Origin of the sequence: Aquimarina sp. ERC-38 (assembly GCF_026222555.1) — a bacterium.
Lineage (GTDB): Bacteria > Bacteroidota > Bacteroidia > Flavobacteriales > Flavobacteriaceae > Aquimarina.
Genome location: NZ_CP098511.1, coordinates 1,038,329 through 1,052,474, shown reverse-complemented (window position 1 = coordinate 1,052,474; position 14,146 = coordinate 1,038,329). Strand labels below are relative to the sequence as shown.

Annotated in this window: 17 protein-coding genes; 7 read left to right on the top strand and 10 right to left on the bottom strand. The window is 35.2% G+C overall.

The features are described from left to right. Positions 1-227: 227 nt before the first annotated feature. The 4 genes from NBT05_RS04575 to NBT05_RS04560 form a co-directional block, all read right to left on the bottom strand. Positions 228-1,232 (bottom strand): aspartate-semialdehyde dehydrogenase, encoded by a 1,005-nt coding sequence (locus NBT05_RS04575; RefSeq protein ID WP_265772273.1) that lies wholly within the window; start codon positions 1,230-1,232, stop codon positions 228-230. A gap of 195 nt (positions 1,233-1,427) precedes the next feature. Continuing rightward, the gene (mscL, locus tag NBT05_RS04570) at positions 1,428-1,853 is read right to left on the bottom strand and encodes a large conductance mechanosensitive channel protein MscL (RefSeq protein ID WP_265772272.1); all 426 of its coding nucleotides are present in this window, start codon (positions 1,851-1,853) and stop codon (positions 1,428-1,430) included. A gap of 84 nt (positions 1,854-1,937) precedes the next feature. Further along, positions 1,938-3,050: an alanine racemase gene (gene alr / locus NBT05_RS04565; RefSeq protein ID WP_265772271.1), complete on the bottom strand. Its 1,113-nt coding sequence runs from the start codon at positions 3,048-3,050 to the stop codon at positions 1,938-1,940. Next, positions 3,047-3,682 (bottom strand): thymidine kinase, encoded by a 636-nt coding sequence (locus tag NBT05_RS04560; RefSeq protein WP_265772270.1) that lies wholly within the window; start codon positions 3,680-3,682, stop codon positions 3,047-3,049. The genes alr and NBT05_RS04560 overlap by 4 nt, the downstream gene beginning before the upstream one ends. A 143-nt stretch (positions 3,683-3,825) precedes the next feature. Here NBT05_RS04560 and NBT05_RS04555 point away from each other — a divergent pair, with 143 nt between their 5' ends. The 5 genes from NBT05_RS04555 to NBT05_RS04535 all read left to right on the top strand — a co-directional run bounded on the left by NBT05_RS04555 (position 3,826) and on the right by NBT05_RS04535 (position 7,190). Continuing rightward, positions 3,826-4,722, top strand: a complete 897-nt coding sequence (locus tag NBT05_RS04555) for a hypothetical protein (RefSeq protein ID WP_265772269.1) — start codon at positions 3,826-3,828, stop codon at positions 4,720-4,722. 3 nt (positions 4,723-4,725) lie between these two features. Then, entirely contained in the window at positions 4,726-5,397 is a 672-nt protein-coding gene (rsmI, locus tag NBT05_RS04550; protein WP_265772268.1) for a 16S rRNA (cytidine(1402)-2'-O)-methyltransferase, read from the top strand. A 136-nt stretch (positions 5,398-5,533) separates the two neighbouring features. After that, positions 5,534-6,019: an antitoxin Xre/MbcA/ParS toxin-binding domain-containing protein gene (locus NBT05_RS04545; protein ID WP_265772267.1), complete on the top strand. Its 486-nt coding sequence runs from the start codon at positions 5,534-5,536 to the stop codon at positions 6,017-6,019. 1 nt (position 6,020) lies between these two features. Beyond that, positions 6,021-6,494, top strand: a complete 474-nt coding sequence (locus tag NBT05_RS04540; RefSeq protein WP_265772266.1) for an RES family NAD+ phosphorylase — start codon at positions 6,021-6,023, stop codon at positions 6,492-6,494. 102 nt (positions 6,495-6,596) lie between these two features. Then, on the top strand, positions 6,597-7,190 hold the full coding sequence (locus tag NBT05_RS04535; protein WP_322874207.1) for a uracil-DNA glycosylase family protein: 594 nt from the start codon (positions 6,597-6,599) through the stop codon (positions 7,188-7,190). 318 nt (positions 7,191-7,508) lie between these two features. On the opposite strand, the gene NBT05_RS04530 is transcribed toward NBT05_RS04535, so the two are convergent. After that, the gene (locus tag NBT05_RS04530; RefSeq protein ID WP_265772265.1) at positions 7,509-8,099 is read right to left on the bottom strand and encodes a carboxymuconolactone decarboxylase family protein; all 591 of its coding nucleotides are present in this window, start codon (positions 8,097-8,099) and stop codon (positions 7,509-7,511) included. Between the two features lie 526 nt (positions 8,100-8,625). Here NBT05_RS04530 and recJ point away from each other — a divergent pair. Both recJ and NBT05_RS04520 read left to right on the top strand, forming a co-directional pair. Further along, complete coding sequence (gene recJ, locus NBT05_RS04525) at positions 8,626-10,320, top strand: single-stranded-DNA-specific exonuclease RecJ (protein ID WP_265772264.1); 1,695 nt, start codon at positions 8,626-8,628, stop codon at positions 10,318-10,320. A 56-nt stretch (positions 10,321-10,376) separates the two neighbouring features. Further along, on the top strand, positions 10,377-10,721 hold the full coding sequence (locus NBT05_RS04520) for a hypothetical protein (protein WP_265772263.1): 345 nt from the start codon (positions 10,377-10,379) through the stop codon (positions 10,719-10,721). A 2-nt stretch (positions 10,722-10,723) separates the two neighbouring features. Here the strand turns inward: NBT05_RS04520 and NBT05_RS04515 are convergent, their stop codons facing one another. From NBT05_RS04515 to NBT05_RS04495, 5 genes are all read right to left on the bottom strand, one after another. Then, entirely contained in the window at positions 10,724-11,656 is a 933-nt protein-coding gene (locus tag NBT05_RS04515) for an alpha/beta fold hydrolase (RefSeq protein ID WP_265772262.1), read from the bottom strand. Between the two features lie 274 nt (positions 11,657-11,930). After that, positions 11,931-12,272, bottom strand: a complete 342-nt coding sequence (locus NBT05_RS04510; RefSeq protein WP_265772261.1) for a DUF86 domain-containing protein — start codon at positions 12,270-12,272, stop codon at positions 11,931-11,933. Then, the gene (locus NBT05_RS04505) at positions 12,262-12,564 is read right to left on the bottom strand and encodes a nucleotidyltransferase family protein (RefSeq protein ID WP_265772260.1); all 303 of its coding nucleotides are present in this window, start codon (positions 12,562-12,564) and stop codon (positions 12,262-12,264) included. The genes NBT05_RS04510 and NBT05_RS04505 overlap by 11 nt, the downstream gene beginning before the upstream one ends. A 176-nt stretch (positions 12,565-12,740) precedes the next feature. Beyond that, positions 12,741-13,193 carry a 6-pyruvoyl trahydropterin synthase family protein gene (locus NBT05_RS04500; RefSeq protein ID WP_265772259.1) on the bottom strand — a complete coding sequence of 151 codons (453 nt, stop codon included), beginning with the start codon at positions 13,191-13,193 and terminating at the stop codon, positions 12,741-12,743. Positions 13,194-13,374: 181 nt separating this feature from the next. After that, positions 13,375-14,142, bottom strand: a complete 768-nt coding sequence (locus tag NBT05_RS04495) for an enoyl-CoA hydratase/isomerase family protein (RefSeq protein ID WP_265772258.1) — start codon at positions 14,140-14,142, stop codon at positions 13,375-13,377. Between the last annotated feature and the right edge of the window lie 4 nt (positions 14,143-14,146).

The window sequence follows — 14,146 nt, the reverse complement described above, 5'->3', positions numbered from 1 at the left end:
TCCATTTTAACTAGGCACTAATGTAAAACTATAATAAAAAACCCGAATTCTGTATTCTAAAGAATTCAGGTGATTTATAGTTATGGGTTTAAAACGAATCTTACTATTTTAACTCTCTTCAAGCTAGAGATGGATATTTTAACTTTGGTAGATATCCTACCCCGACCCTCCCTTTCAAGCGAACGAGTTACTTACTATTACATAGGAAATTTATTAGATATCTGTCTCTACACAGTAACCGCAGGTATTAATTTATTTTCATACAAATATTCTGCTATTTGTACCGCATTGGTAGCAGCTCCCTTACGTAAGTTATCTGATACAATCCACATATTTAATGCATTTTCACGTGAATGATCTCTTCGAATTCGACCTACAAAAACCTCATTCTTCCCTTCGGCATAAATGGGCATTGGGTACGTATTGGTTTGCGGATTGTCCTGTACAATGATTCCGGGAGTATCGTTTAGAATTGTACGTACCTCATTTTCATCAAAATCTTTTTCAAACTCAATATTCACACTTTCGCTATGTCCGCCTACTACTGGAATACGAATAGCCGTAGCTGTTACTGCAATCGTCCGGTCGTCCAGGATTTTTTGAGTTTCGTTGACGAGTTTCATTTCTTCTTTAGTATATCCGTTTTCTTGAAATACATCGCAATGCGGAATGGCATTTTTATGAATAGGATAGGGATACGCCATTTCACCTTTTACATCTTTATACTCATTTTCTAACTGTTGTACGGCTTTTACTCCAGTGCCAGTAATCGATTGATAGGTAGATATTACAATCCTTTTAATCTTATATTTTTTATGTAAAGGAGCTAGTGCCATTACTAACTGTATTGTAGAGCAATTAGGGTTTGCAATAATCTTATCATCCGTGGTAAGTGCATCCGCATTAATTTCAGGAACCACTAATTTTTTAGTAGGGTCCATCCGCCAGGCAGATGAATTATCAATTACTATAGTTCCTGTTTCAGCAAATTGAGGGGCCCACTCTTCAGAAGTACTTCCTCCGGCAGAAAATAAGGCAATATCCGGTTGCATGCTTACTGCTGTAGCCAATCCTACTACTTCGTATTCTTTATCTTTATACGTGATTTTTTTTCCAACCGACCTTTCAGAAGCTACGGGAATTAATTCTGAAATGGGAAGGTTTCTTTCTTCCAATACCTTTAACATAATGGTACCTACCATACCGGTGACACCTACCACTGCTACTTTCATATACTATATTTAGCTATTTATTTTATTTAGAATACAAAAATCCGTAATTAATTGTGAATGACCATAAAAAGTTTAAAAATCATCAATTTTAAACACTTTGTTATATATTTAACAAGAATGATTGTGTAAAAAAGATCCCGCACTAGGCGGGATTTAATGAATAAAAAGTGTAATATAGCGGTGAAGCCACGTTTTTTACATATTCTTTTTCTTTAATTCGTCTCTAATTTCAATAAGAAGTTCTTCTTGAGTAGGTCCTTTTGGTGCTGCCGGAGCTGCTTCTTCCTTCTTCTTGGTTTTTTCATAGCCTTTTAATAACAAATATATGACAAAACCAATAATAATAAAGTCGATAATGGCCTGTAGAAAATTACCATAGGTCAATATTGCAGCATTTGCTTCTTTTGCTGCTTCTAGCGTTGCATGTTCGCTACCATCTAGTGTAAAGAATAGGTTATTAACATTTTGCCCTCCCATAAATAATCCTATAATAGGCATAATAACATCTGCTACTAAGGAACCAACAATTTTGTTAAATGCCCCTCCAATAATAACCGCAGTGGCCAAAGCAACGATGTCACCTTTTAATAAAAACTTTTTAAAATCTGCGAAAAAACCCATTGTGAAATAATTTTAGTGATTAATTAGTGCGCTAATTTACTAATTTTTTTAAATAGTTAACTTTATGCCAATAATTTGTGCTTTTTACCTATTTATTATCTTTCTTTTAACCCTGGGTGAGATTGCCGTAAGCAATTCATAAGAAATAGTACCGGATATTTCAGCTACACTTGCTGCGGTGTGATGAGCATTAAAAATAATGACTTCGTCACCTACAGAACAAAGAATAGCTGTTACATCAACCATCAACATATCCATACAGACATTACCCAAAATAGGAGCTTTTTTACCGTGTATCCAAACAAAGCCTTTTTGATTTCCAAAAATTCTGCCAATACCATCTGCGTGACCCAGGGCAATGGTTGCTGAAATTGTTTTTTTATTAGCAACAAATGCCCGGTTATAGCCTACACTTTCTCCTTTTTTAATAGTATTTATCTGGGTAATGACCGACTTTAAGGAAGTTACGGGTTTTAGGTTTTTATCAAACTTAACATCGTTCCCAAATCCGTAAAGGCCAATCCCGCTTCGGACCATGGTAAAATGGGCTTCCGGATAATTTAAAATACCGGAAGTATTTGATTGATGCACCAAAGGGATAGTACCAAAAAGGGATGGCGCTTTTGACACGATTGTTTGAAAACTTTTAATTTGTCCTAATGTGAATTCTTTTTCTTTTAAATCTTCACTGGCGGCTAAATGTGATAAGATCCCTTCTACTATTACAGCTTTTGTGTTCCTGATTAGTCCATAACATGCATCAATATCATCCATAGAAAAACCAATCCTGTTTAATCCGGTATTGAATTTAAGGTGTACCGGGTATTGAGTAATACCCTCAGATGTACAGAATTGAATAAATTCCTTTAGGACATACAGATTGTACAAACTGGGTATCAATCGATGTGTAACCAGTTCTTTAAAATGTGTGGGTTGTGGGTGTAGTACCAGGATAGGAGTAGTAATACCTTTTTGCACCAGTTCTACACCTTCAGACGTGTAGGCAACAGCAAAATAATCAACGCCAAGGCTTTGCAAGTGTTTTGCAACAGGCGCTGCTTCGCTTCCGTAGCCCGCAGCTTTCACCACGGCCATAAATTTAGTTTCGGCTGAGATTTTACTCTTTAAATACTTAAAATTATGGGTAAGATGCGGTAAGTGAATTTCCAGAACGGTTTCATGGTACATGTTTGTCATTTCTTTTTCTTTTGTACCAACTCCGCATCCCGGACTTTAATATCTTTTACCTTTTCTCTCAGCATGGCTTTGTAATACGCAGCTCGGCTTAAAGGTTCGTAGGTTTCGGTTTCTCCTAATAAAACCAGGTCGTCTTTTTGATTTTTTCTAAAGCTATACTGCGCCAGGTTACCGGTTCGGGTACAAACCGCATGTACTTTGGTCACATACTCGGCAGTAGCCATTAATCCGGGCATAGGTCCAAATGGATTTCCTTTAAAATCCATATCCAGACCAGCAACAATCACTCGGATACCACTATTAGCTAGGTCATTACAGACTTTAATAATTTCGTTATCAAAAAACTGGGCTTCATCAATTCCTACCACATCACAAGCATCTGCCAATATAGGTATATTTGCAGCAGCGGGTACCGGGGTTGACCGGATTTCATTGGCATCATGAGATATGACCATTTCTTCATCGTAACGCGTATCTATGGCAGGTTTGAAGATTTCTACTTTTTGCCTGGCAAACTTTGCCCGTTTTAGACGTCGTATTAATTCTTCGGTTTTACCAGAAAACATAGATCCGCAAATGACTTCTATCCATCCGAATTGTTCTTTATGATTTACGGTGTTTTCTAAAAACATAGATTTTTACAGAGAGTTTAACTAATTAATTTAAAACAAAAAGTACAATACTTAAAATTCGTACCCTAATAATTTGCTGAAATTTTTAAGTTGCGGTAAATTTATTAAAAATCCAAAATCGTACCCCAAACCTTATAAAGATTATGAAAAAAAAGCTGGAAGCTGAATTAGTTAGTATTGCACATCGCCTATTACAGATAAAAGATAAGTCGGATACGGAAAGCTTATTAGCAGAAACCCGAAAGCTATACGAAACCTTGACCATTCTGCATTTTAGCGAACAACATTTTAAAGGTCCGCAACCTACCCTGGGAAGTGTTTACGAAGCTTTGGAACATAAAAACCAGGAAACGATAGCAACTATTTCTGAAACTACCGAGGTGGATACTATAATTGTTGAGACTTCAGAAGAACCCGAAACCCCATATACAAAAGCAGAAACAGAACCTATACTTGAATTAAGTAGGGAAGAAAAAAAGGTTGAAGTTGAGTCCAAACCTATTGAAGAGCTACTCGAAGATACATCAAAAGAAACCATAAAAGAAAGTATTACAATAGAGGATGCTCACGATAAACCCGAAGTGAAAACAGAAGAAATTCCGGAAGAAAAAGAAACCCGACCCGAATTTGTCATTGAAAATATCAATGAAAAGATAAGCGAAGACTTATTTGTACCGGCTACTGCTGTTTTTAATAAAAACGATGCTCTTACCACTACCGGATTTATAAAAAATGATATGCAGGATATCGGCGGATATACTAATGCGACAGCTACCAATAAACCAAAATCTTTAAACGATCAGCTAAAAAAAAGTATCCAAATCGGCTTAAACGATCGATTAGCTTTTATTAAACATTTATTTGATAATAGCACCTCGGATTATAATCGAGTGCTATCACAGCTAAATACTAAACATAGTAAGGGAGAAGCTTTTGCATTTGTTAATGAAATGGTCAAACCGGATTACAGACAATGGAAAGGTAAAGAAGAATATGAACAGCGGTTTATGGATATTATTGCCAATCGATTTGAAGCATAACCGATGTCCAAATTATATATAGTGCCGACTCCCATCGGAAATCTGGAAGATATCACTTTACGTGCGCTTAGTGTTTTGAAGAATGCGGATCGTATCCTGGCAGAAGATACCCGTACCAGCGGTAAACTTCTAAAACATTTTGAGATTACCACGTCCATGCAAAGTTATCATATGCATAATGAGCATCAGGTAACAGCAGGTATTGTCAACCGTATCAAGCAAGGGGAGACTGTGGCTATGATTAGTGATGCCGGAACTCCCGCCATTAGTGATCCTGGGTTTTTACTGGTCAGGGCTTGTATTCAACAAGGGGTAGAGGTGGACTGCTTACCGGGAGCCACTGCTTTTGTTCCCGCCTTGGTAAATAGTGGGTTACCTAATGATAAATTCGTTTTTGAAGGCTTTTTACCGGTAAAAAAAGGCCGGCAAACCCGGTTACAGATGTTGAGTGAAGAAACAAGAACGATAATCTTTTATGAATCCCCGCATAAATTACTTAAAACCCTAACCCATCTATCAGAATTTTTAGGAAAAGATCGGCAAACCTCAGTTTCGCGTGAAATTAGTAAAATTTACGAAGAAACTATTCGGGGTACTTTAGAAGAAATGATAGCTCATTTTAAAGAAAAAGCACCAAAAGGCGAAATTGTACTTGTGGTTGCAGGGAAGAAGTGAAATAAGAATTTTTTATATCTTCTTATCTAATGAAAAGTCAAATCTTGAAATAGAAAAGTTAATAAAACTTCCTAATTGAAACAATTAAAACAGTAAATATATTGTATATTTATAGTATAAATGCTAGTTGCGATCTATGGAAAAGTTAGATATACAAAATAGCTTAAAAAGAGCTGATAGGAATTCAAGAGATAAAAAAAAGTCACTTTTTTATTTAACTATTGACAATAAGAATTTCAGTTGGTCAGGGTATGAAGATAAAATTCAAATTATCAGAAAAGGATTACCCTACGGAGCTATTGAAGCCCTAAGCAAACGTTCTAATATCCCGGTAAAACACTATTTGAATGCATTGCAAATTGTCCAGACCACTTATAATAAAAAGAAAAAGGCTAAAAGTATATTGAGTAAAAAGGACAGTGAATTCATACTAACCTTAACTGAATTATTTGATTACGGATGTATCGTTTTTAATAATGAAATTGAAAAATTTCAAAGGTGGTTACAAAAACCTAATATTTCGTTAGGAGGTGTTTCTCCGGATTCGCTTTTTGACTCGTTACTAGGTATTCAACAGGTTAAAAACAGTCTAGATCGTCTGGAATACGGCAATTTTGCTTAATATGCTGGTCTATCGAATTGAAAGAACCAAATATTTAGAAACAGCATTAACAGGTATAGGGGCAGCTTCTTCCGGTGGATTTCGATGGAATAGTAAAAACACTTTTATGGTTTACACTTCGGAGTCTCGGGCGCTTTCACTTTTAGAAGTTACAATGCACTTAGATACCAGTGAAGATTTACCTTCAGATCGAAACTACCTTACTATTGAAATCCCGGATACGGTAAGCATCGCAGAAATCAAATTGGAAGATTTGCCTGAAAACTGGGATGCCAAACCCCCCGGACTGGGTACAAAGTTTATTGGAGATGATTTTATTTTATACAAAAAAGCAGCAGTATTAAAAGTACCCAGTTGTATTGTACCTTCAGAATATAATTATCTTATCAACCCAAATCATAGTGAAAGTGGCAATATTAAAATTTTAGAAACGCAAGCTTTACAATTTGACCAAAGACTTAAAAAACAGCACTAATTTATTTTTATTAGAAGCACATGGTATATAAATAAGATTTACTTTGCAATGAATAGTTCATACAGGTGCTTGAAAGTCACTGTTGAAGTCTGCTAAAACTGAATTTTAAATTTACCGAATATTCAAAAACTATTATCTGAAATAAGATCCTGTACCCTATGTTCCGAGCATCTGCCGCTGGGTCCTAATCCTATTATTTCTGCATCAAAGAGTACTAAAATCGCCTTAGTAAGTCAAGCTCCAGGAAGCATTGCTCATAAATCAGGAATTCCCTGGGATGATCCGGGAGGTCGTGAATTAAAACGCTGGTTACAGGTTACCGAAGATGTTTTTTATAATCCTGACAATTTTGGGATTATACCTATTGGGTTTTGCTATCCGGGAAAAGGAAAAAGTGGCGATTTACCTCCCCGACCGGAATGCGCCCCTTTATGGCATTCATCCGTTTTTTCTGAGCTTAATCATTTAAAAATTAGGTTTTTGATTGGACAATATTCACAAAAATATTATTTAGGAAAAAAAGCAAAACGAACACTTACCGAAACGGTCAAAAATTTTAAAGAGTATCTACCGGACTATTTTCCTTTACCACATCCTTCTCCTCGTAACCGAATCTGGCGGGCAAAAAACCCCTGGTTTGAACAAGAAGTACTTCCGGAGTTAAGGGTTTTAGTGAAAGAAATTCTAAAGGTTTAAGTTAGAAGTTTTTTAATTTTAATCATCAGTATCTGGTTAAAATAAATAAAAGTTTAGAAGGCATAGTAAAATAAGGTAATTCCAAACTTTGAACTGTTTGGAGGTTGCTTTTTTACTTTTTAAAAGTAATTTGCTCTTTAACGTAAATATTTATTTTCAATACTATAATGATTAGTCTTGATTCTTGTTTCTAGAAGCGATAGCGACCTGCCCGTCCGCAGGCGGGTCTTGAATCTTTACCGGACACTAATAAGTTTTAATAAAAGTCCTGGTTCTTGATTATAAAAGCAATAGCGATCTAAACTCTTTTACTTCATATCATACATGCTTCCCTACTTCAAAACCGTGTTTCCCTAAATATTGATTCCCACTTGCTATAGCATCTTTTTCCAAGGTAGTTCCCATAGAATCATTCCATCGGTTTAGGTATCCAAAGAGGGAAATGACACCTAGCATTTCCACGATTTCGCCTTCATCCCAGTATTTATAAAGCTCTTCTTTAATTTGCGCATCAACGGCATTAGGTACCTGGCTAGCCGCTAGCGAAAAGTCCAGTGCAGCTCGTTCCGCATCACTAAAAGCAGGATGTGTTTTGTATTCCCAGATATTATCCAATTGCTCCTGTTCTGCCCCGTAACGTTCTGCTGCCCGGATCGCATGAGCCTGGCAATACCGGCAACCCGTGGCATTACTACTCACCCAGGCAATCATTCTTTTTAACGCTGAAGTTACCCGCCCTTCATTAGCCATTACCGCCATGTTTAAATTAATAAAAGCTTTAGATATTGCAGGTCGATATTGCATTGTCAATATAGAATTCGGGCAAAAACCTAGCGTCTCGTTAAAGAATTCGGCTAATTTTTTAGTTTCGGGGCTATGTTCAGGGGATAAAGGAGCTACTAAAGGCATAAAATGAGTTCTAAAATTTGCTATGAAAGTACAAAATAATTCATTGTTTAGTTATAAGCTTCTTAGATTTAAAGATGATCATGCAACTTTAAGCTTAGTTACCTGAATATTCCTAATTTTGTAAAATAGTTTTTATTGAGTGTACGACAAATTTCCGGTTTTGCTGATAACTTGATTTTTTCAGAAACAAAAACTTAATAAAATCAAGCAATTTTAGAAATTGAAAAATTATAAAAATCTCTATTTACGGAAATTTGTCGACACTCTTTTTATTTGTAAAGTATTCAGAAAAATTAATTTTTTCCGTCAATTCGAACGAAATAGAAAAAATAATAACTTGATTTTCAATATTATAATAACCAGTCTTGACTCCTGATTCTTAAAGTGATAATGACCTGCCCGTCCGCAGGTGGGTCTTGAATCTTTACCAGTACTAATTAACTTCTAATAAAAGTTAATAATACCTTAAATTCTAAGAAAAACGGTAATTTTGTATCGCAATCATACTAATATTTTATCCTGTTCTATGAGGTGGACTATAAAACCACAACCCAATCTTAATGAGGTACAACATCTTTCTAAAGCCCTGGGAGTTCCGGATCAGATCAGCCGTTTATTAGTGCAACGTGACATCAAAACTTTTGAAGAAGCTAAAGCCTTTTTTCGTCCGGACTTAAAAGATCTGCACGATCCTTTTTTAATGAAGGATATGCAAAAAGCAGTAGATCGTATCGTGGAAGCTTTGCAAAATAAAGAAAGAATATTAGTATACGGTGATTATGATGTAGATGGAACTACCTCAGTAGCCCTGCTGTCTTCATTTTTAGAAACCAAATCTTCTTTAATTACCACCTATATACCAGACCGGTATCAGGAAGGTTACGGAGTTTCTTATCAGGGGATCGATTATGCTTCGGATAATGATATAAGCCTAATTATTACTTTAGACTGCGGGATTAAAGCTATTGACAAAGTAATTTACGCAAAAGAAAAAGACATTGACTTTATTATTTGTGACCATCATCGTCCCGGCGCTAAAATTCCTGATGCTATTGCTGTGTTAGATCCTAAAAGAGAAGATTGTCCGTACCCCTATAAAGAATTATGTGGTTGCGGAGTAGGTTTTAAGCTGATTCAGGCCATCACCTTTTATTTACAAGAACCTTTTTCAAATTTGATTCCTTACCTGGATTTGGTTGCAACTGCTATTGCTGCGGATATTGTACCTATGACCGGTGAAAATAGGATTTTGACCTATCATGGATTAAGGTTACTAAATACAAAACCCAGAATAGGCTTTAAAGCACTTTTAAGTTCGGTAAAGAAAGAAGAACTCACTATTACTGATGTGGTTTTTATCATTGCCCCACGAATTAATGCTGCCGGACGTATGAAACACGGTCAGCATGCAGTCATGCTTTTAAAAGAAGAACATCCGGAAACTGCAAGGCAGTATGCACAAGAAATCGAACATTTTAATAGTGACCGGCGTGTTACGGATCAGCACACGACTGTAGAGGCTTTGACCCAAATTATAGAAAATAATGAAGAAGCAAATGCATCCACCGTAGTGTATCACAAAGCATGGCATAAGGGGGTTATTGGTATTGTAGCTTCCCGATTAACAGAAACCTACTATCGACCTACGGTTGTTTTTACTAAAAGCGGAGATAAACTAGCAGCTTCAGTACGGTCAGTTAAAGGTTTTGATGTCTACAAAGCTTTACAACAATGTGCAGATCATTTGGAACAATTCGGAGGACATAAATATGCCGCGGGATTAACTCTATATGAACACCAATATCAAGATTTTAAAAATAAATTTGAAGAAGTAGTTTTAAATACGTTATCTACTAACCTAAAAGAACCTGAAATTATCATTGATAATACATTAGAATTTTCTGAAATCACGCCTAAACTACACCGTATTCTAAAGCAATTTGCACCATTTGGCCCCGGTAATATGATGCCGGTTTTTATGACGGAGGGTGTTAAAGATACCGGATATGGTAAATGTGTGGGATCTGATTCAAAACATTTAAAAGCAACATTTGTAAAAAGAAATAGTCGTTTTAATGCAATCGGGTTTAATTTAGGGTCGAAATGCGATTTTATAGAAAATCAATGTTCATGTTCTATTGCTTATACCATTGATGAAAATGAATGGAACGATGAGATTACCCTTCAACTAAAAGTAAAAGATATTAAGTCAATTTTATAATTCATTTATTTAGACTAAATCTAAATAAAATGTATATTTGAACAAATACTTTTCAAATGGAAGAAATTGATCTTATTTATAAAAATAATATTGGAATGGCTTTTTATTGGAAGGCTTGTACAAACAAAAGTAAAATTCAGGTGATTTTTAAAGACGTAGGTTTTTTACTAAATACTTCTGAATTGTTTTTATTTTCATCTCAATGCCAACAGTCTTTGTTGTCTTCAACATGTAGTGAATGTGGTAACGATAATTGTAAATCTTATCTACTTAAGACCCCATCTTCTAAAATTGATTTGGCAGTCAGTAAAAACGAGTTGAAAGACATTGATGATTTACTGGTTCATACTGTTGATAAAGTAACCATTTCACAACTTCTTAGGAATATTCATACTAACTAAAACTATAAGAAGTTTAAAATTTTATAGGTAATTTCCCGGGGTTTTGTTTCTGGTATAAAATGTCTTTCATCTATCAAGAATACATCTGATTTGTTTAAGTTGAAAGCATCCATGATTGAAAATTGTTGTGGCGACCACTGGGTCACAATATCATGGGTTCCCCAAATTGCGATGGTAGGAATATTTAAGGAAGTAAGCGTTTCTGTATAATCAGGTAGATTACTACAGGTTTTTGTATAGTAATAGTACATAGCCCTTGTTTTTCTTTTTAACAAAGGTTGAGCATACCCCTTTAAATCCGTTTCATTAAGATTATTAACCTGCAAGCCTCTATCAAATAACTTTTTTAAGAATGCATTGGTTTGTATACCATTACTTAAAGCCCACATTTTAGATCTAGCCGTACTTCCGGGTTTGTAACATAAAAAAGGATAATATCCCTTATCATATATCACAGAATTCAATAACACCAATTTATCAATTTTTTCCGGAGCTTGTTTTAAAAGTTCACAGGTCCACAAACCTCCCGTACCATGTACTACCTGGTTCCAACTATCAATTTCCAGATGTTCCATTAGTGCTATTAAGCGTTTGGCATGATGTACTTCGTCGTATATTTCATAACCTTCCGGGGAGTCGCTATTACCAAAACCTAACATATCCGGAATGATAACCCGGTTTCCCCCGGCAATTAACGGATACATCATTTTTCTGAATAGCCAACCGGAAGTAGGTACGCCATGCAATAAAACTACAACCGGTCCTTCTCCTTTATCAATATATTTAATAACTCCATCCTTAGTTCTGTAAAATTGTTGATCAGCAGTAAATTGTTCGTAAGTAATCTGATCTCTTCTAGGTTCTACCTTCGGAGCGGTAGTTTTACAACTTACCCATAGAAATACAGATGAAAATGGAATTATAAATTTTAACATAGTGAGTTTGCTTATGGAATGCAAAAGTATTTAAAACCATCTTTTTATACTAAAGTAATTGCAAGAAAACCGTTTATATACAATGTGAAATTAATAAACATTCGTAATCTTAATCCGTTGATTTCTAAACTGAATAGTAGCTCCCGCTTCTTGACCCAGAAAAACCTTTCCTAAAGGCGAGTCACAGGTTAATGTAAAGTAGGTAGTCGTGTTAGTATTAATTGCGCCTGCTGAGATCTATTTTTGAACAAAAATTCTTTAAATTGTGCTGTAACTAGTATTTTTTCCTTAGTAGGACTATCTCCTGTTGTAACTTTGGAAGCTCTCTAATTATAATCGTCCAAATAATTTCATCAGAAATTGCATCGTACTCATGAGCTATTCTATTTCTGGTTCCAATTATCTTTTCGGCATTACCAATTTGTATATTGCAATATTTATATTTTGAAATTCTGTTAATTGCCTCGCCAATTATTTCAAGATTTCTTTCAACCGCTTTTTTCGTTTTTAAATCATCTTTGTAAACTAAAAAATTGCATTCTTCCGGTAGAAAATCGAAAATCTCGTTGATACACCTGTCAATATCTTCAAGCCAGGTATGGATCTTATTGTCCATATAGCAAGATCTTAGTTTCTTCAAGTTCTTTTTTAAAGAACTTATTTTGTATTGCTCTGATTTCTATTAAATCAATCTTTCGTTTGAGTAAATCTTCAAGTTGATCCTTTAGGTCAAAATATAAGTCGGCATATTTAAATGGGTCATTTTCATTAAAATCTACGATAAAATCTATATCTGATTCATTGTTAAAATCTTCTCTTGTAGCAGAACCAAAAAGCGAGAGTGTTTTTACTTTGTAGTTTTTACAAAGGTTTTTTATCAGACGTATATTTTGATCATCAATCCTCATGTTTCAAAAATATCACTTTTTTAATTATTCTTTAGAATCTTACTGTATGAAGCAAGAAGGTAAGATTAGCTTCAGTCATGTCCTGTCGCTACTATTCCAAATTCAACACTGCTTTTGTTTTATGTTTATCTCCAATAAATCTTTAATTTCCAGTAATACATATCTTTTGACCAAGATTACAAATTATCACTGGCAAACCATTCTGCAAAAGAGGTTTCAGTTTCCTGTAACTTTAGAGAAAATAACGTTATATTCTTAGGAAGGCGTGCTTTTATTTTATTCGCAAAATCAATGACCATATTTTCGCTGGTTGGCTGGTAATCAACCAGAATTACGTTATGTCCTCTATCTGCAAGTTCTTTAGCCAACTCCACATGAGGGGTATTTTTATTAAATACGGTAGCATGGTCAAATACGCTTTCGATTTCTTCTTTTACGATTTTTTTTAAATCCCCGAAGTCAATAACCATTCCTAGTTTAACATGATTAGTGTCGGTAATAGGCGTTCCAATTACTGTAACGGCTAGTTTATAACTATGTCCATGTACATTTTTACATTTACCATCATATCCATAAAGGGCATGTCCGGTTTCAAATGAAAACTGCTTGGTAATCCTAATCTTACTCATCGTATGACTTAACTTTTAACAAAAGTAACGAAGATTAGCGTCGTTTTCTTTTATTAATAAAATAAATAACAACCAATACGATTCCTAAAATTAAGAAAAGACCGTTTCCTCCTAAAAAATTTAATATGTCCATATTTTTTATTTAAAATAACGAAATTAGTACGCAGTTTCTTACGGTTATTTACTTTTTAAAAGATTTCAACTTTTCTTTTGTAAACTCAGAAAGCACTAAGGCTCCGGAGATTTTTGCCCGTTCTTGTAAAAGGGTATCCCAATGATCCGTACCTTGCCAGGTAATTTTCTTTAATGCTTTGACAGCATTTGAGTGGTAGCTTGCAATTTTTTCCGCTAAAAATTGAACTTCTTTATCTACTTCTGAAATTTTTTCAAAAACCTGAGCGTACAATCCTTTTTCTTTGGCCCAATAGGCGTTTTGCCAATCTGTGGCTTTCCAAGATAAGGCTTCAAAAGCGGCTAATCCGATTTTTCGGGAAACGGCAGGTTCAATAACAAAGGGTCCAATGCCAATAGTTAATTCACTTAGTTTAATAGCAGCAGCTTCTGTAGCCAGACAATAATCGCAGGCAGCAGCTAATCCAACGCCACCACCCACAGTTTTTCCCTGGATTCTTCCGATAATGGGTTTTGTACAAGTTCGCATTGCATTAATAACCTTTGCAAAACCTGAAAAAAACAGGGTTCCTTCTTCTTGGTTACTTATGCTCATAAGTTCGTCAAAAGATGCTCCGGCACAGAAAGCACGTTCCCCTTCGGATTTGAGGATAATAACACGCACCTGATCATTTCTAGACAATTCACGGAAAGTATCTGCCATTCTATTTAGGAGTTCGCCAGGTAAAGCATTACTGGCCGGATGTCCAAACTCTATAGTTGCAATTCGGTTTTCAATATGTGTGTATAAACTTCCGTTAGTTCTTTGTATTGTCATGAGT

Excerpts from the sequence above, each read along its gene's own strand:
- NBT05_RS04520 (WP_265772263.1), top strand. The coding sequence starts at position 10,377 with ATGGAAGAAATTGATCTTATTTATAAAAATAATATTGGAATGGCTTTT.
- NBT05_RS04530 (WP_265772265.1), bottom strand. The coding sequence starts at position 8,099 with ATGCCTTTAGTAGCTCCTTTATCCCCTGAACATAGCCCCGAAACTAAA.
- NBT05_RS04500 (WP_265772259.1), bottom strand. The coding sequence starts at position 13,193 with ATGAGTAAGATTAGGATTACCAAGCAGTTTTCATTTGAAACCGGACAT.
- alr (WP_265772271.1), bottom strand. The coding sequence starts at position 3,050 with ATGACAAACATGTACCATGAAACCGTTCTGGAAATTCACTTACCGCAT.
- recJ (WP_265772264.1), top strand. The coding sequence starts at position 8,626 with ATGAGGTGGACTATAAAACCACAACCCAATCTTAATGAGGTACAACAT.
- NBT05_RS04555 (WP_265772269.1), top strand. The coding sequence starts at position 3,826 with ATGAAAAAAAAGCTGGAAGCTGAATTAGTTAGTATTGCACATCGCCTA.
- NBT05_RS04545 (WP_265772267.1), top strand. The coding sequence starts at position 5,534 with ATGGAAAAGTTAGATATACAAAATAGCTTAAAAAGAGCTGATAGGAAT.
- mscL (WP_265772272.1), bottom strand. The coding sequence starts at position 1,853 with ATGGGTTTTTTCGCAGATTTTAAAAAGTTTTTATTAAAAGGTGACATC.
- NBT05_RS04560 (WP_265772270.1), bottom strand. The coding sequence starts at position 3,682 with ATGTTTTTAGAAAACACCGTAAATCATAAAGAACAATTCGGATGGATA.
- NBT05_RS04505 (WP_265772260.1), bottom strand. The coding sequence starts at position 12,564 with ATGAGGATTGATGATCAAAATATACGTCTGATAAAAAACCTTTGTAAA.
- NBT05_RS04575 (WP_265772273.1), bottom strand. The coding sequence starts at position 1,232 with ATGAAAGTAGCAGTGGTAGGTGTCACCGGTATGGTAGGTACCATTATG.
- NBT05_RS04510 (WP_265772261.1), bottom strand. The coding sequence starts at position 12,272 with ATGGACAATAAGATCCATACCTGGCTTGAAGATATTGACAGGTGTATC.
- NBT05_RS04495 (WP_265772258.1), bottom strand. The coding sequence starts at position 14,142 with ATGACAATACAAAGAACTAACGGAAGTTTATACACACATATTGAAAAC.
- NBT05_RS04515 (WP_265772262.1), bottom strand. The coding sequence starts at position 11,656 with ATGTTAAAATTTATAATTCCATTTTCATCTGTATTTCTATGGGTAAGT.
- rsmI (WP_265772268.1), top strand. The coding sequence starts at position 4,726 with ATGTCCAAATTATATATAGTGCCGACTCCCATCGGAAATCTGGAAGAT.
- NBT05_RS04540 (WP_265772266.1), top strand. The coding sequence starts at position 6,021 with ATGCTGGTCTATCGAATTGAAAGAACCAAATATTTAGAAACAGCATTA.